At 48.1% G+C, this 19,013-nt stretch carries 17 protein-coding genes; 5 read left to right on the top strand and 12 right to left on the bottom strand.

Features of this window, described 5'->3' with window-relative positions; translation table 11 throughout:
• Positions 1-15: 15 nt before the first annotated feature.
• Together mutY and acpS are read right to left on the bottom strand one after the other, a co-directional pair.
• Positions 16-1,383, bottom strand: a complete 1,368-nt coding sequence (gene mutY, locus AC4E8D_RS03585) for an A/G-specific adenine glycosylase (RefSeq protein ID WP_490205866.1) — start codon at positions 1,381-1,383, stop codon at positions 16-18.
• Between the two features lie 29 nt (positions 1,384-1,412).
• Entirely contained in the window at positions 1,413-1,811 is a 399-nt protein-coding gene (gene acpS / locus AC4E8D_RS03580; protein WP_036614140.1) for a holo-ACP synthase, read from the bottom strand.
• A 250-nt stretch (positions 1,812-2,061) separates the two neighbouring features.
• Here acpS and AC4E8D_RS03575 point away from each other — a divergent pair, with 250 nt between their 5' ends.
• A complete protein-coding gene (locus AC4E8D_RS03575; protein ID WP_490205865.1) occupies positions 2,062-2,877 on the top strand; it encodes an alpha/beta fold hydrolase in 816 nt (271 codons plus the stop codon).
• A gap of 160 nt (positions 2,878-3,037) precedes the next feature.
• On the opposite strand, the gene nadE is transcribed toward AC4E8D_RS03575, so the two are convergent.
• The 3 genes from nadE to AC4E8D_RS03560 all read right to left on the bottom strand — a co-directional run bounded on the left by nadE (position 3,038) and on the right by AC4E8D_RS03560 (position 6,338).
• On the bottom strand, positions 3,038-3,847 hold the full coding sequence (nadE, locus tag AC4E8D_RS03570; protein ID WP_221818675.1) for an NAD(+) synthase: 810 nt from the start codon (positions 3,845-3,847) through the stop codon (positions 3,038-3,040).
• A gap of 139 nt (positions 3,848-3,986) precedes the next feature.
• Positions 3,987-4,421 (bottom strand): BrxA/BrxB family bacilliredoxin, encoded by a 435-nt coding sequence (locus AC4E8D_RS03565; RefSeq protein ID WP_017690788.1) that lies wholly within the window; start codon positions 4,419-4,421, stop codon positions 3,987-3,989.
• 222 nt (positions 4,422-4,643) lie between these two features.
• Entirely contained in the window at positions 4,644-6,338 is a 1,695-nt protein-coding gene (locus AC4E8D_RS03560) for a two-component system sensor histidine kinase NtrB (RefSeq protein ID WP_221818674.1), read from the bottom strand.
• 195 nt (positions 6,339-6,533) lie between these two features.
• On the opposite strand from AC4E8D_RS03560, the gene AC4E8D_RS03555 reads away from it, so the two are divergent.
• Entirely contained in the window at positions 6,534-7,802 is a 1,269-nt protein-coding gene (locus AC4E8D_RS03555; protein WP_449005437.1) for a BaiN/RdsA family NAD(P)/FAD-dependent oxidoreductase, read from the top strand.
• Positions 7,803-8,165: 363 nt separating this feature from the next.
• Here AC4E8D_RS03555 and AC4E8D_RS03550 read toward each other — a convergent pair whose 3' ends face one another.
• From AC4E8D_RS03550 to AC4E8D_RS03540, 3 genes are all read right to left on the bottom strand, one after another.
• The gene (locus tag AC4E8D_RS03550; RefSeq protein WP_490205864.1) at positions 8,166-8,552 is read right to left on the bottom strand and encodes a hypothetical protein; all 387 of its coding nucleotides are present in this window, start codon (positions 8,550-8,552) and stop codon (positions 8,166-8,168) included.
• Positions 8,553-8,823: 271 nt separating this feature from the next.
• On the bottom strand, positions 8,824-10,071 hold the full coding sequence (locus AC4E8D_RS03545) for an ABC transporter permease (protein ID WP_221818671.1): 1,248 nt from the start codon (positions 10,069-10,071) through the stop codon (positions 8,824-8,826).
• A gap of 21 nt (positions 10,072-10,092) precedes the next feature.
• A complete protein-coding gene (locus AC4E8D_RS03540) occupies positions 10,093-10,824 on the bottom strand; it encodes an ABC transporter ATP-binding protein (RefSeq protein ID WP_221818670.1) in 732 nt (243 codons plus the stop codon).
• Positions 10,825-11,019: 195 nt separating this feature from the next.
• Between AC4E8D_RS03540 and AC4E8D_RS03535 the strand changes: the two genes are divergently transcribed.
• Positions 11,020-11,313 carry an AbrB/MazE/SpoVT family DNA-binding domain-containing protein gene (locus AC4E8D_RS03535; RefSeq protein ID WP_105405851.1) on the top strand — a complete coding sequence of 98 codons (294 nt, stop codon included), beginning with the start codon at positions 11,020-11,022 and terminating at the stop codon, positions 11,311-11,313.
• Position 11,314: 1 nt separating this feature from the next.
• Complete coding sequence (locus AC4E8D_RS03530; protein WP_221818669.1) at positions 11,315-11,707, top strand: type II toxin-antitoxin system death-on-curing family toxin; 393 nt, start codon at positions 11,315-11,317, stop codon at positions 11,705-11,707.
• A gap of 79 nt (positions 11,708-11,786) precedes the next feature.
• On the opposite strand, the gene AC4E8D_RS03525 is transcribed toward AC4E8D_RS03530, so the two are convergent.
• The 3 genes from AC4E8D_RS03525 to AC4E8D_RS03515 form a co-directional block, all read right to left on the bottom strand.
• A complete protein-coding gene (locus tag AC4E8D_RS03525; RefSeq protein WP_339306716.1) occupies positions 11,787-13,202 on the bottom strand; it encodes a hypothetical protein in 1,416 nt (471 codons plus the stop codon).
• Between the two features lie 49 nt (positions 13,203-13,251).
• Entirely contained in the window at positions 13,252-14,601 is a 1,350-nt protein-coding gene (locus AC4E8D_RS03520) for a hypothetical protein (RefSeq protein WP_221825637.1), read from the bottom strand.
• A 207-nt stretch (positions 14,602-14,808) separates the two neighbouring features.
• Entirely contained in the window at positions 14,809-16,140 is a 1,332-nt protein-coding gene (locus AC4E8D_RS03515) for an MFS transporter (RefSeq protein ID WP_237178479.1), read from the bottom strand.
• Positions 16,141-16,487: 347 nt separating this feature from the next.
• Between AC4E8D_RS03515 and AC4E8D_RS03510 the strand changes: the two genes are divergently transcribed.
• On the top strand, positions 16,488-16,949 hold the full coding sequence (locus tag AC4E8D_RS03510; RefSeq protein WP_017690799.1) for a MarR family winged helix-turn-helix transcriptional regulator: 462 nt from the start codon (positions 16,488-16,490) through the stop codon (positions 16,947-16,949).
• Between the two features lie 365 nt (positions 16,950-17,314).
• Here AC4E8D_RS03510 and AC4E8D_RS03505 read toward each other — a convergent pair whose 3' ends face one another.
• Positions 17,315-18,838: an MDR family MFS transporter gene (locus tag AC4E8D_RS03505; protein WP_221825640.1), complete on the bottom strand. Its 1,524-nt coding sequence runs from the start codon at positions 18,836-18,838 to the stop codon at positions 17,315-17,317.
• Between the last annotated feature and the right edge of the window lie 175 nt (positions 18,839-19,013).

Below are 19,013 nucleotides of genomic sequence, written 5' to 3'. Positions count from 1 at the left end.
CGTTAGCTCCCCCATTTAATCATTCACTTGATCATAAGCTCCCGCAAAATAACTGCTGATCAGCTTCAGAAATATATTCGGGAATGCCATCTTATCCATATCTTCCGGACCGATCCAGCGGTAGGTCAAGCCATCGCCTTTACCTGTCAGTGTCGTAGTACTCAGTGCTAGGTCACTAACGTCAGATGATGACATCAACATCTCTCCATCGTTAAGCGATGTTGAGATGTTCTGCGCATGAGGCGTGCCTGGCTCCGATGAATGCGTTGTGTCTGACTCAGGTGACACAGCTGCTGATGAGGCTGTGCCCTCCCTTGTTGCCGCCTGTGCATCGTAGGCGGCTCTGGCTTCCGCTGCGATCAGCGGAAGCTCACTGCTCTGGTCCTGCTCGGTACACTTGTACACTTGCAGGCTCCAGACAATGTGGCTGAACACATGCTCCGCATGGGTAGCCAGCCCTTCCGGGCGGGCAGCGAAGCCTTCCGCCCACAGACTGCCGGCCAGCAATGCCATGGCCGGCTCATCCGCCAGCGGCGCCGCCTTCTTGCTGGCTGCGGCAGGCGCCGCGAGCACATGCGGCAGCTCCCACATGCGGGCCAGTAGGCCCGTGTCTGGGCGCTGGCGCACAAGCACTTGGCCGCGATGAGCACCGCGGCCCTCCACAATCGCGACCAGCCGCTGCTCAGGGCGCGGCGGCTTCGCCTTGGTCTTGACCGGCAGTGTAAGCTCTCTTCCGGCGATGCGGCCGGAACATTGCTCCATGACCGGGCAAGTCAGGCAGTGCGGCGCTTTGGGTGTACACACCAGCGCACCAAGCTCCATCAGCGCCTGATTGAAATCACGCGCCCGCCCTTCCGGAATGAGCTCTCCTGCGAGCTCTTCCATCAACACCCGGGTGCTGCCCTTCATAATGTCCTCATCAATGAGGAAGTATCGGGACAGTACCCGCATGACATTGCCATCTACCGCAGGCTGCGGCTGGTTGAAGGCAATACTGAGAATGGCCCCGGCAGTATACGGGCCCACCCCTTTTAATGCAAAGACAGCCGGCTTGTCCTGCGGCATCTCGCCTCCGTGCAGTTCCATGACTTGTCTGGCGGCTGCCTGAAGATTACGTGCACGGGAGTAATAACCGAGTCCCTCCCAATTTTTCAACACATCCTCTTCGGGTGCCTCCGCTAACGCTTGCACGGTCGGGAAATTCCCGATAAAACGATTGAAATACGGAATTACCGTATCGACCCGAGTCTGCTGAAGCATAATCTCCGATACCCATGTGAAATACGGATTGTTGTGGCGACGCCACGGCAAATCCCGTCGGTTGACCATATACCAGTCCAGCAAATTCACGCTGAAATGTTGTTTCTGTTCCTGTAAACCCATATTTCCGTCCTCTCCTATTGCCAAGCTAACTACTTTTCCATCTGCTCCACGATCGCAAAGGCCGCTGCCAATTCCGTCTGATGCGTAATACTCAAATGAATGTCATATTGCTTATCATATGGCAGCTGCAGACGTTCCCAGGCTTGACTGGACAGCGAGGCCACTGGACGTCCTGTCCCATCAGGTAGCACCTCAATGTCAGTGAAGCCCATGACACCACCAATACCGCAGCCAAATGCCTTAGACACCGCTTCTTTCGCTGCAAATCGACCGGATACAAACTCCGTCATCCGCTTCCCTCGACGAACTGCGATCTCCCGCTCTGCTGGCGTTAAAATTCGTTTTATGAAAGCTTCCGCATGGCGACCGGACAGTAGCTTCCGCATACGTCCAATCTCCAGCACATCATTACCTATGCCATATATCATCAACGCTTCACCCGCTTAATCTTTTATACTGTAAGAGGTTATTCAAAAAGTCCCATCTTCTCGGTACTGAAAACCGCTCTTTTTGAACCTTCATTGTAAAAGATCTCCATTCGATCACATGATCCGTAACTCTCCGAACACGTATTCTATTGTAGCAGGAGGGGCGCACAGAAGCGAGTACCTATCCGCATTACCATATATGCTAAAATATGAATCAGGAATCGTCTGAAATTCTGAGGAGGTCTGAATCATGCCCATAACTTTTGAATTGCCCACTGACGTAGATGCGATCATTCGCGGGGACTTTTTCCCTGCACAACAACCCGCTCAAGGTGTCATCGTTCTGTCTCACGGATACAAAGGCTTCAAAGACTGGGGCATGTTCCCCTATGCAGCTTCACAGCTAAGCCAGACGCATCATGTGCTGACCTTTAATTTCTCTCACAACGGTATCGGCGAATATCTGGAGCAATTCTCTGAACTTGAAAAGTTCGCAGTGAATACCTACAGCCGGGAGCTTGCCGATCTGGCCCTGGTACTGGAACATGTAGCTACACAACCTGAACTCGCTGGACTTCCTGTATATCTGGTTGGTCATAGCCGCGGTGCGGGCGTAAGTCTCGTCTATGCACTGGATCATCCCGAGCAGGTGGCAGGTGTCATCTCCTGGAATGGTATAACCAACCTGGATCTCTTCACAGCGGAGCAAAAAGAAGAAATGCGTACGCATGGCCGCAGCCATGTCGTTAACGGACGAACAGGCCAGCAGATGCCACTGGACGTGGCTATTCTGGAAGACCTGGACAAGCATAGCAAACGTTACGCTATCATTGACCGCTTGGCTTCTTCACCTGTGCGAGTTGCACTCATTCAGGGAACAGAAGATCCACAGCGTCTGCGGGACGGTTCTGCCGCACTGGTTCAAGCCCGCCCTGATATCCCATGGCACCAGATTCCTGATGGGAATCATACCTTTAATACGGTACATCCATTTAAAGAAACCACTCCGCAACTGGAGCAAGCCATCACCCTAACCCTACAACAGATCAAAGAATGGAATAGCTAACTCATCTTTGATATAGTAGTCACCTGGATTTTTGCGGTTTCTTGTTCCACATAACAAAAAGAGTCACTGCGTGAGCAGTGACTCTTTTTGCATTCCCTAAAGGGACGTTATTTCAATGTTGGTGTTAACAGCTTATAACCAGCATGCTTTTCCACCCGTATTAGATACCAGGAATGGCATTGCGTTTGTGATGTGTGCGTTTGTAGAACGCTTCGAGGCGCTCTTGTGCAGCCGGATCGATCTGTTTGCCTTCGAGATAGTCACTGTTCGCTTCATACGAAATTCCCAGCTCATCTTCGTCCGTCTGACCTTCCCACAGTCCTGCCGATGGTGCTTTGTCCAAAATAGCCTGTGGCACATTCAGATATGCTGCCAGCTGGCGTACCTGACGTTTGTTCAGAGTGCTCAGTGGTGTGATATCCACAGCACCGTCGCCCCATTTGGTATAGAAACCCGTGATGGCTTCGGACGCATGATCCGTACCTACAACAAGCAGGTTCTCTTCAAACGAAAGCGCATATTGCATAACCATACGAGTTCTCGCCTTGACATTACCTTTGCCTTGGTGAGTCATATGGCGTGGGCTTCCCAAGGATTTGAAACCTTGCTCCACTTCCAGCGCAATCTCGTTCACTGCATCTTCGATATTGGTTTCCACGACATGCTTCAGATCGTATGCTTTGGCTACAGCGTAGCTGTGGTCGATATCGGATTGTTCACCATAAGGTTGGAACACACCAAGCGTTTTGTACTCTTGGTTGTTCTCTTGCGTAAGCTCGTCCGTCGCTTTTTTGCAAAGCGCCGTAGCCACTGCACTGTCAATACCGCCGCTGATCGCGATCAGCAAACCCTTGGCACCCGCATTTTTCACATACGTCTTCAGAAAATCAACACGCTTGCGTACTTCCTCTTCTTCATTAATGCTTGGTTTAACCTTCAATTCAGCGATGATCTGTTGTTGCAAACTCATCGTTCACACACCCCGTTTCTAAATGAATGAAATTTGATGTCCAGCTTGAAAGGTCCGAATGGTTCAATAACCTTATCTATCCAAAATGAAACGCCCCGGCATCGGTGATCCGAAGGGCGGGGCGTTCTATTGGAGCGAATTAACGGCAGTAACGGTCAAATGCACTTTTGAGATCTGCCGCAATATCCTCTGCAGAACGGTCTTCCACTTGATGACGCTCGATAAAGTGAACGAGTTCGCCGTCTTTCATCAGAGCGATGGACGGTGAAGATGGAGGATACGGTGCAAAGAATTCACGTGCTTTTGCAGTTGCTTCTTTGTCCTGACCAGCAAATACAGTGTACAGGTGATCCGGTGTAATATCGTGCTGCAGTGCTTGGGACACACCTGGGCGACATTGACCTGCGGCACATCCGCATACAGAGTTAATGACAACCAGCGCTGTTCCTTTTGCATCAGGAAGACTTGCTTCCACTTCTTCAGGAGTACGCAACTCCTGGATTCCTAGACGAGTTAAATCATCCCGCATCGGTTGAACCATATCTTTCATGTATTGATCAAATGACATCGACATTCGGTTTCACTCCTTATAAATGGTTGTTCTATGATCTCGATAAAATTAAAGGCCAATAAACTCTCCAAAACAACGTTACATTCATATCGAACATTATGGATGTAATGATGTGCTATTCCTATTATACATCCATAAGCAATGAAAGCAAGATTCAGAAACCGCCTGCGGAAAGGCTTCTTCCATAATATTATGTCTCAATGTCTGGCAAAATATGCTGAATGACTAACGTTCAAATGCCACTTTGAAGGTCGTGCCCTGGCCTTCCTCCGATTCCACAGTAATGGTTCCATTATGTCGTTCCACAATACTTAGGCACATGGACAATCCAAGTCCGGTTCCCTTGGCTTTTGTGGTATAGAAAGGTTCAAACAGCTTTTCCTTCTTCACTCTGGGTAGACCAGGCCCTGTGTCACGTACACACAGTTCCACTTTGTCATCGACTATCCGCGTCTCCAGCGTAAGCACACCCTTCTCATTCATGGCTTCCATCCCGTTACGGGCCAGATTGAGTACCACCTGTTTGATTTCCTTTGGATTAAGGTGCAACTTCGGTACATTATGGTCCAGCATGAGTTCAATACTCTGACCACGCAGGTTCGCATCGGCCCACAACAATGGACTGAGTTCATGAATGATATCATGCAGCTGGGATTCCTCTTTTTCCGCAATCCGATCCTGGGCCAGCGATAGAAAATCATTAATGATACTATTCGCCCGGTCCAGCTCTTCCAGAACGATCCGGTAATAGTGATCGAGGGAGTCAGGACTCTTTTCCTGCATGAGTTGAAGAAAACCCCGCACAACCGCCATTGGATTACGCACCTCATGCGTAATGCTTGCAGCCATCTGCCCCACCAGACTGAGACGATCCACATTATCCAGTTCACTTCGCAACATCTCAAGCTCCGTGATATCCTGAATGATCAGCATGGCTCCTGTAACTTCACTCGCAGACTCTGTTGAAAAGGCATAAATCGGTACGGTTCGGGACTGAAATACGTGTGCACCGTAACGAACAGTCAACCCACTAATCTCACCATGAACGATGGCTCTGCGAATGCTTTTATCCATCTTGTCCGCCTGACCTTGTTCAACAAATTGACTGGCAGGCTGTCCAATGAGATCAGGCGTGGACGTACATGGTAGCTGCTCCCTTGCGGTTTGCTCCATCATCTCATTGACAAATATCACTGTGCCTTGTTTATCTACGGTGGCAATAGAGAGAGGCACTGCGTTCAGAATCTGATGAAGTTTCTCCGTTTCGGCTATGTATCGATGGTGGACTTCCGAGAGATGCTGCTCCAGCCCGCGATAGTGCTTCATCCGTTCCAGCCATAGCAGACTCAGACTACCCGCAACAATGGCTCCAGTGGTATACCCAAGTGCTGTAAGTATTATGTAGGTCGCAGAGTACGTGGATTCATTCTGGAGGGATGCGATCCATAACAAACTCGTTACAACCAGTTCCATTGTAATCAGGATGATGAGGATCGTCATTTTGCGCGAAGGTGTATTATGCTTGAATCGTTTGGCAGACAACCATACAATAGGATAGAGAAGAATACCCGTATGAAGGAGAAATCCGTACAGATCATAGGAATGCGCAAAAAGGAAATAGAAGAGAATATGTAGTATGGACAGCGTTAAGCCTATAACGGACTTACAATACAAAATAACAAGTATTACAGGTACGATGCTTAGTGATATGGGTACAGCCAATGGACTCCCGTGAAGCGCGAACAGCAAACACAATAGCATACTCGCGACACTCGTCACAGCAAAAACGGTCTGCATCATTCCGGCATGTTCCAGCTTGGCCACAGCCCGCTTAGAGAGCCCCAGATGTAATAAGGGAATCAGGTATACCGCCGACCCCGCCAGCAGTACTTGTAAAAGAATGTCCTTTAACGCAACCACAATGCCATCTCCTCCTCTGCCTGCACATTCCCTCATGTATTTCTGATTAAAACATAGGCGACAGTATATTACAATATATCCCTTGAGACTCCATAATAGAACTACTCATAACTCCATTATATTTCAGAAAAAGCCAGGAGTAGACACGGTTTATGTAAAACAGACAAAATCAATGAAAAAAGAGGGTAATAACATATGTATGATGTCATTGTAATTGGTGGTGGATCTGCGGGCCTGATGGCTTGCGTTGCTGCTGCCGAGCATGGAGCCTCTGTGCTTCTGCTGGATAAAGGAGATCAACTGGGTCGTAAACTCGGCATCTCTGGCGGAGGTCGATGCAATGTAACCAATGCCAAGGAAACGGATGAACTCATCCGACATATTCCGGGTAATGGACGCTTTTTATATAGTTCGTTTCAAAATCTGGACAACCAGGGAATCATGCGTTTCTTCGAAAATCTCGGAATTGCCCTGAAAGAAGAAGACAACGGCAGAATGTTCCCTGTAACTGATAAAGCGAAAACAGTCGTGGATGCGCTGGTAGGAAAGATTGTTTCCCTCGGCGTTGAGATTCGCACCAAAGAACCGGTCAAGGAAATTATTCAGAACGGTCAGCAGGTACAGGGTGTTAAATTGATATCAGGTAAAACCATTCTTGGGCGCTCTGTCATCATCGCTACCGGCGGCAAATCCGTACCCCAAACCGGATCAACCGGAGACGGTTATCCCTGGGCTGAGGCTGCGGGTCACACCATTACAGAGTTATATCCAACCGAAGTGCCCATTGTGTCTGGGGAGAGTTGGATTCAATCCAAAGAACTGCAAGGTTTGTCTTTGAGGGATATCGCTCTATCCGTAGTGGATGCCAAAGGAAAAACGGTCATCTCCCATCGCGGGGATATGATCTTCACGCATTTTGGAGTATCCGGACCCGTCGCACTGCGTTGCAGCCAATTTCTCCGCAAGGTTCAGATGAAGTCTGGAAACCCACAGGTCATTATGAGCATTGATCTGTTCCCAGAGCTGTCCTTGGGTGCATTGGAAGCACAGGTGCAACAGGTATTGGAACAAGAATCCCGCAAGGCTGTCAAAAACATTTTAAAAACATGGGTTCCTGAACGCATGATTCCCTTAATGATGAAACGGGCAGAGATCAGCGATGACCTTACGTTCCACCATTTTCCCAAAGGTATGTTAAGCGACTTGTGTGGGCTAATGAAAGCTTTTACCTTCCGTGCAGACGGAACGAGATCGCTCAAAGAAGCCTTTGTTACTGGGGGAGGAATCCACTTAAAGGAGATATACCCAAAAACAATGGAATCCAAGCTGCTGCCTGGACTATTCTTCTGCGGTGAAGTTTTGGATATTCACGGCTACACCGGAGGGTATAATATCACTGCTGCTTTCTCCACGGGATATACGGCTGGCATGCATGCGGCTGAATATAAACACGGTACATCATAATAGAGGTTGTTCAAAAAGTCCGCTTTTGATTACGAATCATGCCTAATGGCATCATCAGCATCGAATATGAAATTCAGCCGAAATAGGTTGATGCTTACGAAGTATGTTTCCTTCAGAAACATTTTAGTTGCTCACGTAGTTTTCCTACGCTCCGCTACTCCATTTCTATCTTCATTCCATTTTCTCGGTACTGAAAACCGAACTTTTTGAACTCTCATTACTAGGTATTACACCTTTTAACCCGATAATGAATTAGCTCAGATGCCAAAAACCCCGATATCCACTATCTGTGGAGTATCGGGGTTTTTGGGCATTGTTCCATTTTAGAAAAATGACTCGAACTGCTCTTAGCTTGTGATACTTCTATGCTTTGACGCTGCCTGAGAATCCATCAGACGAGTCATCGTATGCTGGGTCATCGCTATAATTATGTGCACCTTGCTCAGCCTGACTCCCCTGGTTTCCACTCGCATAACCCTCATTCCAGTCCTCATTCACGAGATGAGCCGGAATTGAGATATTCTGAAACTGATCCAGCTCTTCCGTTTGAGATGCAAATACGGCACTTCCTCCATGAGACTGTACAATCTCTACGGCTGACTGAGGATCCTGGCGATCTGTAGGGATGTACAATTCCAGCGGACCAGACTGATAAGGCTTATACCCTAATTCCTCCAAGGTTGCCCGTGCTGCATTCAACGCTGAACCGTCTGAGAAATGCACCTGTAGTTCGCTATTATCCATCATCATCTCTTCCTCCTTGCTACAGCTAATCTCTCATCATCCAGGGATGAGCTTCTTCTTCTATAGCATGGGCAGATATAGCGCGTCATATGCTCGGAAATACAAAGGAATTCTTTTAGGGCGTGTCTGAAAACTCCGAAGGAATCAGATTTTGCCGAATTTTCGTTCCAAGCAAGGAAGTTTTCCGAAGGCGTGCCGGGGCACGTCAAGGGAAAGTGACACAGCATGGGGCGAAAAGGCGGTAAAGATGAACTTCAGCGAGTTTTTGAGACACGTCCTAGGCTCGAGTAAGTCGAACCCATCCGGCAATAGATAAGACACAAAGTCCGAAGGCCACCGCACCTGCAGCTGTCAGAATACCGACGATCCAGCCGAGCCAGGCCAATCCCAGCGTGAATCCCATAAGAATACCAATGGGGACAAACAACATCCGAACCATCATTGAACCTGCAAGATGCAGCGCCTCCGAGTCATATGTTATAAGCTGAACATAGTCGGACGTGGCAAAAACATCCCAGGAACGATAAAACATCACCGTCAACATGATGATTAATAACGCACACACGATGATATTGACCGGAAAAGGTGGCAATGCAACAGCTGCGATGGATAGTCCTCCAAGCTGCAGATACAATTTCATCGTGGCCGAGTTCCGGAAAAATGCCTTGAATGCAATCTCCGCTGTCCGATTCGCGATAGAACGATTGCGTAACAGTTTACGCGGTTTCCGGAAAATGATGGATCGTGTTCGTGGGGCTTTCGGCTTGCTCACCGCCCGACTTAACATTAGAGCTGTAAGTTGCAGCCTGCTCCGCAGATCCTCCCGCAGATCCCCTTCAAACGTTCCCTTCATCAACAGCCTCATCTGTCCAACTGTAATTAGAAGAAGCATGATAATTACGATTCCAAAACTGATTTTCCACGTCTGTCCATGCATCCATGATGTCGCATGAATGGTCATGTAACCCATGCCAATGACGAGAGGGATCATCTGAATCCAGCGTCGCCATCCTGTATGTCGGACCTTTGTCATATGTAGTGTTATGGCTTGGAATGAAGCTACTGCACCAAACCAGACAGCCATAAGTGTAATCTGGAGATTCGACATCTCATAGACATGGGACCATAGGGGAGCAGTCAGCGCTGTAATCAGGATCATTTTGCCCAGATGTTGCAGACAGGACCGGTAGAGTCCTTGCCTCATTAACGTGCGCATCCACAACGGCCTTGATTTCAAAAATAATACATCCGCTTCCTCCACAAATATCAACACACCACCGGTAAGCATAACGACGTCAATCAGCCCAGTCAGTACGGGGAGCGGTAATCCTGTCGCCCATGCAGGCAGTGGTTTGGTCCACAGACTCGTGTACCATCCAATCAGATAGAGCAGACCCGGAACAAGCAAATATACCCATACGGTCCAATCCACGACGAGTCTGAGATTTTTCATCTGTTCCCTGAAATGTTCTTTGCGTCTTCGTCTGTATAAACGAAGTGGGGTATAACGCTGGGAAGTCTCCATTCTCTCTCACCCTCTCTCTATCTAAGACGTCAGTACATCAAAACAGTCAAACAAAGAGGCTTCCGGCAATCCTGCTGCTTCACGGATCTCATCCAATGTTCCCTCGGCAGCCGATCTGCCCGAAGCAATCAGAATAAACCGGTCGCAGATTCGTTCAGCGGTATCCAGTACATGCGTAGACATAAGCACACCCGCGCCGCGGCGACGTTCATCATCAAGTAATTTTAGAAAATCCTTGGTTGCACGAGGGTCCAGTCCGATGAACGGCTCGTCCACAATATAGATATCCGGCGAAGACAGAAATCCGATCATCAACATCATTTTCTGACGCATGCCCTTTGAGAAACTGGCTGGAAGATCATTCCGAACATGGTCCATACCGAAACGAACCAACAGTTCCTCCGCTCGGGCAACAAAAGCTTCTTCCTCCATTTCATACGCCGCTGCGGCCAGATCAAGATGTTCCCACAAGGTCATGTATTCGTAAAAAACCGGTTGCTCCGGGATATAGGCATAGCGACCCTCTCCCCCAATCGTCACCTCATACTTGGCATGTTCCAGCAGACCCAGCAGCGTTTTAATCGTGGTACTTTTGCCTGCACCATTCGGTCCGATAATACCCACCAGCTCTCCTCGCGCCACGTTCATTCGAATATTGCGTATGGTTGATTGTCCCGGCTCGTATCCTGCCTCTGTAATATGTACGTCCAATATGGACTCCTGTACGGCTGTACTGTTATATTCCGTTCCCATATCATTCACTCCCTGTTCTGATCAGGCGTTTATTTCACTCTTTATGTTTTATTGTAATCGAGTTGTGGGCTGTTTGTTTGATCATTCTGAGCATTTTGAAGTACAAACCATGTTATAATGTTATTACATACTAACATTAATACATACAAATGTATTACTTTCATAAGTTGGATCATACTATAGGAGGAATATATCATGAATGGTGGGGCTCAGATGAAAGAAGAGCATTCCAAAAGAAAAATTCTTTCTCGCAAAATAGGCAAAATGGGAAACAGCTTGGGCATTAGCTTGCCCAAGGTTTTAATTGATAAGCTCCATGTTTCTCAGGGCGATGAGATTGAATTTATTGAAAACAGTCAGGGAGAAATTGTACTAAAAAAGGTTAAACAAATGAAAATACCCGAAAATGTAAGACCCGAAGTACTGGAAGCTTTCTTCGACGTTTTCGAAGAAGATGAGGATATCCTTAATGATTTAAGGGATCGTTAAGATGACCATATTCCTTACCATTGAAGAAGTAGTAGCCGCTCACCATTTTATGATGAAGAAGATGAATGATACAGCACAAGCTGGGGTTAAGGATTCTGCTTTGTTGGATTCTGCGATAAATAGACCTCTCCAAAGTTTGTTTGGAGAGGATGCCTACCCTTCCATATTTGATAAAGCTACTGCCTTATTAGAGTCATTGGTTAAAAACCACTGTTTCTATAACGGAAATAAACGTACAGCTTATCTTGTAACCAAGTCCTTTCTGCGAGTGAATGGCTACCATTTGCAGATGGAACGTAAATATGCCGTTGAATTTATGGTCAAGATTGCCGAAGGCGAGTATACATTTGAAAAGATAGTACGCTTATTAGAAGAACATTCAGAAGAACGCTAGCTCATATGTCTTATAAATGCAAAAAAGAAGCAGGGGTTCCGGATCCCCTGCTTCTTCATATTACAATGAAAATCTCATATTACCGATTTGTCTCCACCACAGAAGTAGTTTCACTCTCTGCATCTGCATTCACATTCAGATCCAGATCCAGATCCAAAGCGCCACGACTTTCGTTTGCATAACTGCTGTTCACGCTATTGTTGCGTTCGGATTGAGCTACTGTTGCACTCTCTCCTTCCGCTTTCGCGTTCAGACCCAGATCCAGTGCGCCGCGGCTTTCGCTCGCGTAGCTACTGTTCACGTTACGTTCACCGTCTTTCACGCTGTTAGTGCGTTCGGATTGAGCCATTGTTGCTCTCTCTCCTTCGGCATTCACGTTCAGACCCAGATCCAGTGCGCCACGACTTTCGCTCGCGTAGCTACTGTTCACGGTACGCTCGCTGTCTTTCACGCTGTTAGTGCGTTCAGATTGAGCCATCGTTGCACTCTCTCCTTCGGCATTCACGTTCAGACCCAGATCCAGTGCGCCACGACTTTCGCTCGCGTAGCTACTGTTCACGTTACGCTCACTGTCTTTCACGCTGTTAGTACGTTCGGATTGAGCCATTGTTGCACTCTTTCCTTCGGCTTTCGCGTTCAGACCCAGATCCAATGCGCCACGGCTTTCGTTTGCGTAGTTGCTGTTCACAGTACGCTCGCTGTCTTTCACGCTGTTGTTGCGTTCGGATTGAGCCATCGTTGCACTCTCTCCTTCGGCTTTCGCGTTCAGACCCAGATCCAATGCGCCACGGCTTTCGTTTGCGTAGTTGCTGTTCACGGTACGCTCACGATCATTAACGCTGTTAGTGCGTTCGGATTGAGCCATCGTTGCACTCTCCCCTTCGGCATTTACGTTCAGACCCAGATCCAGTGCGCCGCGGCTTTCGCTCACGTAGCTACTGTTCGTGTTACGCTCACCGTCTTTCACGCTGTTAGTGCGTTCGGATTGAGCCATCGTTGCACTCTCCCCTTCGGCATTTACGTTCAGACCGAGACCCAGCGCTCCACGACTTTCACTCTCATAGCTGCTGTTTACGTTCCGATCATCGCCGCCTCGTGAATAGTCGCTCATCGTTGTACCTTCTCCCAACACATTGGCATTCAGGCCAAGGCCCAGCTTGCCAGAATTACTACGCTCAACTGTGTGGTCGGAAGAACGATCATTGTAACGGTTCATACTCTCGGAAGATAAGCCGGCGTTAAGGCCAAGATCCAGATTCAATGCTCCAGTTGCACTGGATGAACCTCCGTAACTACCATAGTTCTCGTGACCTGTGTCACGGTGTCCTGACAGAAGAGATCCCAGCTCCAGGCGCAAACCTGCATTTAGATCCAGATTACCACTGCTGTTATTGCTATAGCTATCTGCGTAAGTTGCCTGCGAAGCCCCCAGCAATCCAGCCACCAACGTACCCGACAATACCGACAATTTTACCCAACGATTCACTTTTTTCATGATGATATACACTCCTTCTCAATTTTGGTTGAATTAACGCCATTGTTGCCTAAGAGAAAGAGGTATATTGCGGTGGCCGCCCAGGCGGTGCCTGTGACCATTGACTGAACCCATCGAGCCGTTCCATTCGGAAGGCATAATCGTAATCTGGCGTAACCAGACCCGTTGTTGCTCCCGGAAGTGCAGCGGCTGGAGCGGTTGCTCCACCTCCAGTTACACCGGACGAACCGGAGCTTGTCCCTGCTGAAGCATTAGCTACTCCGGGAGAAGTTGCTGCAACAGACCAACTGGTTGGTCGTTCTGTGCGAGGCTGCAATGGAGATGTTGCATCAGCATCATCTTGTTTCAGATTGGCTTCCTGGTTACTCTGCACTTGTTCAGTGAAAGCTGGTTCAGCAGATGTCTGATCTACGAGGAATAACTCGTTATCTGGCAATCCTGCATTAACATCGGAATCCTGCGTCAGATTGGTTCCTTCCACAGGCAATGCCTGCGGGACAGCAGGTTGTTCTGGACTTACTTCTGGTTCCGTGGTGACCTCCACCACTTTGCCCGTAACCTGTACTGCGTCCTGTCCTTCCTCGGTGTTCTGTGGTGAAACAGGATCTGCGAGTGCACTCGTATTGGAAGTTTCAACATTCGGTGTTTTGACAACCGTCGGCTTTTCCGGAGTGACTACAGGCGGTTCCGGCTTCACACTTGGAATATCCACCTTTTCCTGATCAGGATTGAGTTCAGCGGTCACGTCTACAACTGGAACTTCTGCTCTCACAGAAGGAAGCTGGACATTTCTCTTACTCAGATCCACTCGGGATGAAGAGATATTGATGGAAGTAACCTCAGGCACATCCACCTTAACCGAAGGTAATTCAACCTTGCCCTGCCGAAGGTCTGTTTTCACAGCAGACGTCTCTGCCTTGATCACCTCGGGTACCTCTGCGGTAACACCAGGCAAGGAAGCAGTACCTTCGTTGAGGTTCACCTGACTGCTTGATACATCGGCTTTGATCACCGGTGTATCCGCCTGTACAGACGGCAGTTCGACGGTTCCCTTCTTCGCATCAATCCCAATCTCTGATGTTCCGGCCGATCCAAGCGTTGTATCTACTTTCAGCTCAGATACACTCAGCTTACCTGTCGATTCATTCGCTTTGATCGACGGAACTTCAACATTCAGTAGTGGTGTAGATACCGATACCGACGGAGTCAGGTTCAACCCGCCATCCGAATCACGTGAAAACAAATTCAGCGACAATCCGCTGGACGGTTTATCCGAAGATACCTGAGCATCATCCGCATACACTTGTGACGTTCCAAACCCCAGCATCAAAGTCCCGGCGAGTATAACCAGTGGTATGCTTCCCAGACGTACAATCGATTTTGGTAACTTTACATTCAAGTTGCTTCACCCCCTTTCCGCAAATGCGTTGGTGGGACAAGGCATATGAGTTTTCCCCTAGGAATAATTAGAATACAGGGATTTCTGCCTGTTCCTCATTAAACGTGAAGGCGTTTACTCAAACGCTTTTTAATCAAAAACTTAAAATTTGAAGTAAATTCAAACCTTCATTTCAACTGTTCTAACCTGAGCAGATCCGGCCTGTTTTTAGTCGCCTGCAATCATTGTTTTGGCTGCAATGGAACCATTCAGATCGGCTTTTTCCCCATTGCGTTTCATCAAATAAATCAAACCAAGCAGGGTCATCAAAATGCCTGAACAGACAAAAGCCGGCACTACACCAAATGAGGTGACCATAAATCCGCCTACCACCGGGCCCATAATATTACTGGCAGTCATCACGCTGCCTACCGTTCCAAATACCCTGCCTGTCATCGCCTCAGGTGTCTGTTCCTGCAACAGGATCTGAAAGGGTACAATCGCAAACCCAATTCCGACACCTGCCAGGGCAAAGAGGGATACTAACAACAGATTGGCACCTAGCCCGGCGTGCGGCCAAACCCCAACAATAACTCCGGCTCCGCCGATAACCAGACCCATGAGTATGGTACCCAGACCCATTTTCAAAATATGCCCTGCATGCTTCCACTTCCGTACACTCATCGCTGCAATTAATGTACCTACACCACTTGCTGCCACGCACCATCCCAGTAGATCACTTGAAATTCCGGGAAGTTGTCTGAATAACACCACAGTCTGTGAATCGGCAAATTGCAGAAAAAGTATGGCTGAAGCAAGCAAAATCAGAGACGTTCCTACGTGAGGGAGAGATGCGAGCATGCGAATGCCCTCCTGTGTTTCCTTCCAAAAAGAGCCTTTTGAGCGGTTACGAACACCCCCAGCTGTCTCTTCCTCTACTTCTGTTACGTTATGAATTGCAGATTGGATCACCCGAGTTCCAGGAATCCACAATAAAATGATGCCGGAGATCAAAAAAGACGCTGAATCGATAACAAAACACCAGGTGATGCCAAAAGCGGCTACCAGCAGTCCACCAAGCGCTGGACCAATAATTTTGGACATCTGTTCAATGATCGAGCTGATGGATACAGCTTGCGCAAGTTGTTCGTGAGGTACAATCTCCTTCAGCTTTCCGTTTTTGGCCGGAGAGAACATGACATCGAACAGGGATTTGAGGACCAGCAGTATGTAGATGTGCCAGATCTGGTCAGCAAAAATTAACGCACCCACGATGATGATCCGTGCACCATCGGCTACAATCATCAGCCATTTTCGGTTCAGGCGATCTGCAAGTGTGCCTGCGAATGGCCCTGTTAACAGAATGGGTATTGCTGCGGAAAGTGTGACAAATGTAATCTCCCATGGCGTTGCATTCCAGCGGATACCCACGAGGGTCAGTATTGCGAGCAGATGCAGCCAATCACCCAGATTGGAAATGGCCTGTGCCACCATCAATGTTACAAAAGATCGGTTATTCTTCAGTGGTCGTTGTCCTTCAAACGTTAAATCACTTGTCATCCTTCTTCTCCTCCATTATATTCCAATTCATAGTATGAACTCATTATATAGAGCAGCCCTTGACTCGACCTCCTGCCAGAGGCGGAGAAAAAGCGACATCTGAAGGATGATTTTTCAGCATGATGAATGATCAAATTTTAAATGCTAAAAATGCAAATCTTGTGACATATCGCATGTTTTTCGTAGAAATAGAAGTTTACAATTAAACCATGGCGACAACCTGAATCGTCAAACATAACTAACCAACTTATATAAGTTGAAATACTCTTTTACATGAACAGCATAACGGAGAGGACCCCTCTTCATCATTTCAACTTATAAAACTAATCTGAAAAGGCGGGATCAGCATGCTGGAATTACAAGAAATCGGAACCGAACGTTCACTTCATCTGTACCGCACCTTGGCCCAGACATTCAAGAGCGTGAATGAACACGCTGTATCCGGAAGCAAAGTGCATGGCTTCAACCCCACCGCATACGGGGTGCTCGAAGTGTTATATATGAAAGGAGCTCAGCCGATTCAACAGGTTGGCGCACAACTTCTGCTGCAAAGTGGTAATGTGACCTATGTGATCGATAAGCTGGAGCAAAAAGGATTGTTACACCGCAAACATTGTCCGCAAGACAGACGTATCATCTTTGTGGAATTGACCGAAGAAGGACAGCGCACCATGGATGACATCTACCCAGGCTATGCTTTGAAGATTGATCGGGCTGTAAGTGGACTAAGTGAGGAAGACAAGGAATTGCTGTCCGAACTCTTGGGAAGGCTTGCACATTCCGCAGACCGTTTATCAGCGAGCAGCTAGAGCGAATCTTCAAACCTGCCGAAAGCCGGAGCGTAACAGAATGTACTGGAGCAGATATGGAGCGGGAGCGCTAACGAACCTGTGACGTCAGGGGTTTGAAGCGCTCGCAGCATTTTAAGGAATCTGACACACGCTATCTTTGAATAAACAGCCGTTTACAACGTGTTTTCAGGTGGTTTCGGGAAATAACGTGTCTCATGTTCCTTACAATTTAAAAAGAGGAGCCGAAGGTCAAATAAGATATCACTTGCCTGAGTTGGAAGCTGCACTCTAGTCCACTGCACATGTGCCATCAACAAAAATAACCGGATTTGCCTGACATCGGCGAATCCGGTTTTTCATATGTTTTTTGTATATATCTTCTTTTACTTTGAGCCTTGTGGCTGCGGTGGAGCATCTGCATCTTCGGGTACAATTAAACGTTTGCGTAGAGCAAGCGTCGTTACCCACGAGACCAGTGCAATGACAAACATAATGACAAACAGGGAATGCAAGCTTCCTTCCAAAACGTTACGCAGTAGCGCCCATTTATCATCCGATAGCGCTGCATCCGTATGTGGTGCGAGCAGTTCATTCAGATCATTCTCCGATATTCCAGCCTCCGCCAGATTCTGTTCATTCGATAACGTGGAGATCCGATAGTTCAACCAGGTACCAAAAGCCGCTGCACCAATCGTCTGTCCCAATGTACGCATGAACGTATGCAGCGCGGTTGAGGAGCCACGCTCCTTATACCCTACAGAAGACTGCGCAATAATGGTGAAGATCGTAAACGCAAATCCGAAGCCGAGACCATAAATAAAGGTCAATATAAATAGCACAGCCTGTGGGGATGTCCCACCCACCAGAAAGAGTCCACCCGACCCGATCGCAATTCCGGTTAATCCAATCAATGCGGTCATACGTGATCCAATTTTCATCAATAGGCGGCCTGCCATCACACTACCAATGAGCCAGCCCACTGACATCGGCGCGAGCAGCAGCCCGGATTCCGTCGCATTACCTCCCCGAACCCCCTGCACCCAGAGCGGCAAATAACTGGTCAGGCCGATCATCAAAGTACTGGTCAGCAGTCCGGCGATATTCGCCACACGGATGTCCCGTATTCGGAACAAATGTAGTGGAACCATTGGGGCCTGAGCTCTTTTTTCCACCACGAAAAATAAAATGATAAACAGAGCGGCGACCACACTCAGCACAACAATCAACGGAGAACTCCAGGCATAATACTGCCCACCCGCCGACAGGACGAACAACAACGCCGTAATGCCCACCGTGAAGGTCAGTGCACCGACATAATCAATTTTGGCCGTACGCGGCGAGATATCTTCCTTCAGATAACGAAATACAAACCACATCGCAAGCAGACCAAACGGCACATTAAAACCAAAGATCCACTGCCAGCCCAGATTATCAACAAAATAACCGCCAAGCAGCGGTCCAGCCAGAGAGGAAATACCCCACACGGAGCTAATCCAGCCCTGGATTTTGCCACGTTCTTCAATGGCGTAGATATCCCCAATAATCGTAAATGTAACAGGAACTACCGCACCCGCACCAATCCCTTGAATAGCACGAAAAATAATCAACTGCTCCATGTTCTGCGACAGACAGCACAAGAGTGAACCCAGTAAAAATAAGGCACAGCCAATCAGAAATACAGGCTTTCGTCCATACAAGTCACTGATTTTGCCGAAAATGGGCGTACTCACAGCCATCGTTAACAGATATGCGGTGAAAATCCAGCTCAGCAACTGTACACTCCCCAGCTCACTGACAATGGTCGGCCCTGCCGGACCAATTACGGTGCCTTCAATCGCTGACAGAAATGTCGCGAGCAGCAGCCCCGTCAAGATGAAACTGCGCTTTAAACCTCCAGTTGCATTCACACAAACCCTTCTCTCTTCGTTTCTCTATATAATTGGTACGTTAATTTACACATCTACTACGAACCAGAACAAGCTTCCAACCGCTGTTATCCCCAGATTTTTTCTTCTCCTCTCTAAAGGAGAAATCCGGTGATAGCGTATGCTTCCGATGTAGCTTTCTTTCAGAAAGCTTTAA

Source organism: Paenibacillus sp. SRL342, from assembly GCF_984798905.1.
The sequence above is the reverse complement of the archived record's forward strand: the minus strand, read 5'-3'. Positions and strand labels throughout refer to the sequence as shown.

What these genes read in the sequence shown, in the direction of transcription:
- AC4E8D_RS03525 (WP_339306716.1), bottom strand. Translation starts at nt 13,202, where the DNA reads ATGAAAAAAGTGAATCGTTGGGTAAAATTGTCGGTATTGTCGGGTACG.
- AC4E8D_RS03565 (WP_017690788.1), bottom strand. Translation starts at nt 4,421, where the DNA reads ATGTCGATGTCATTTGATCAATACATGAAAGATATGGTTCAACCGATG.
- nadE (WP_221818675.1), bottom strand. Translation starts at nt 3,847, where the DNA reads ATGAGTTTGCAACAACAGATCATCGCTGAATTGAAGGTTAAACCAAGC.
- AC4E8D_RS03530 (WP_221818669.1), top strand. Translation starts at nt 11,315, where the DNA reads ATGACCATATTCCTTACCATTGAAGAAGTAGTAGCCGCTCACCATTTT.
- mutY (WP_490205866.1), bottom strand. Translation starts at nt 1,383, where the DNA reads ATGGGTTTACAGGAACAGAAACAACATTTCAGCGTGAATTTGCTGGAC.
- AC4E8D_RS03510 (WP_017690799.1), top strand. Translation starts at nt 16,488, where the DNA reads ATGCTGGAATTACAAGAAATCGGAACCGAACGTTCACTTCATCTGTAC.
- AC4E8D_RS03545 (WP_221818671.1), bottom strand. Translation starts at nt 10,071, where the DNA reads ATGGAGACTTCCCAGCGTTATACCCCACTTCGTTTATACAGACGAAGA.
- AC4E8D_RS03515 (WP_237178479.1), bottom strand. Translation starts at nt 16,140, where the DNA reads ATGACAAGTGATTTAACGTTTGAAGGACAACGACCACTGAAGAATAAC.
- acpS (WP_036614140.1), bottom strand. Translation starts at nt 1,811, where the DNA reads ATGATATATGGCATAGGTAATGATGTGCTGGAGATTGGACGTATGCGG.
- AC4E8D_RS03540 (WP_221818670.1), bottom strand. Translation starts at nt 10,824, where the DNA reads ATGGGAACGGAATATAACAGTACAGCCGTACAGGAGTCCATATTGGAC.
- AC4E8D_RS03575 (WP_490205865.1), top strand. Translation starts at nt 2,062, where the DNA reads ATGCCCATAACTTTTGAATTGCCCACTGACGTAGATGCGATCATTCGC.
- AC4E8D_RS03555 (WP_449005437.1), top strand. Translation starts at nt 6,534, where the DNA reads ATGTATGATGTCATTGTAATTGGTGGTGGATCTGCGGGCCTGATGGCT.
- AC4E8D_RS03550 (WP_490205864.1), bottom strand. Translation starts at nt 8,552, where the DNA reads ATGATGATGGATAATAGCGAACTACAGGTGCATTTCTCAGACGGTTCA.
- AC4E8D_RS03535 (WP_105405851.1), top strand. Translation starts at nt 11,020, where the DNA reads ATGAATGGTGGGGCTCAGATGAAAGAAGAGCATTCCAAAAGAAAAATT.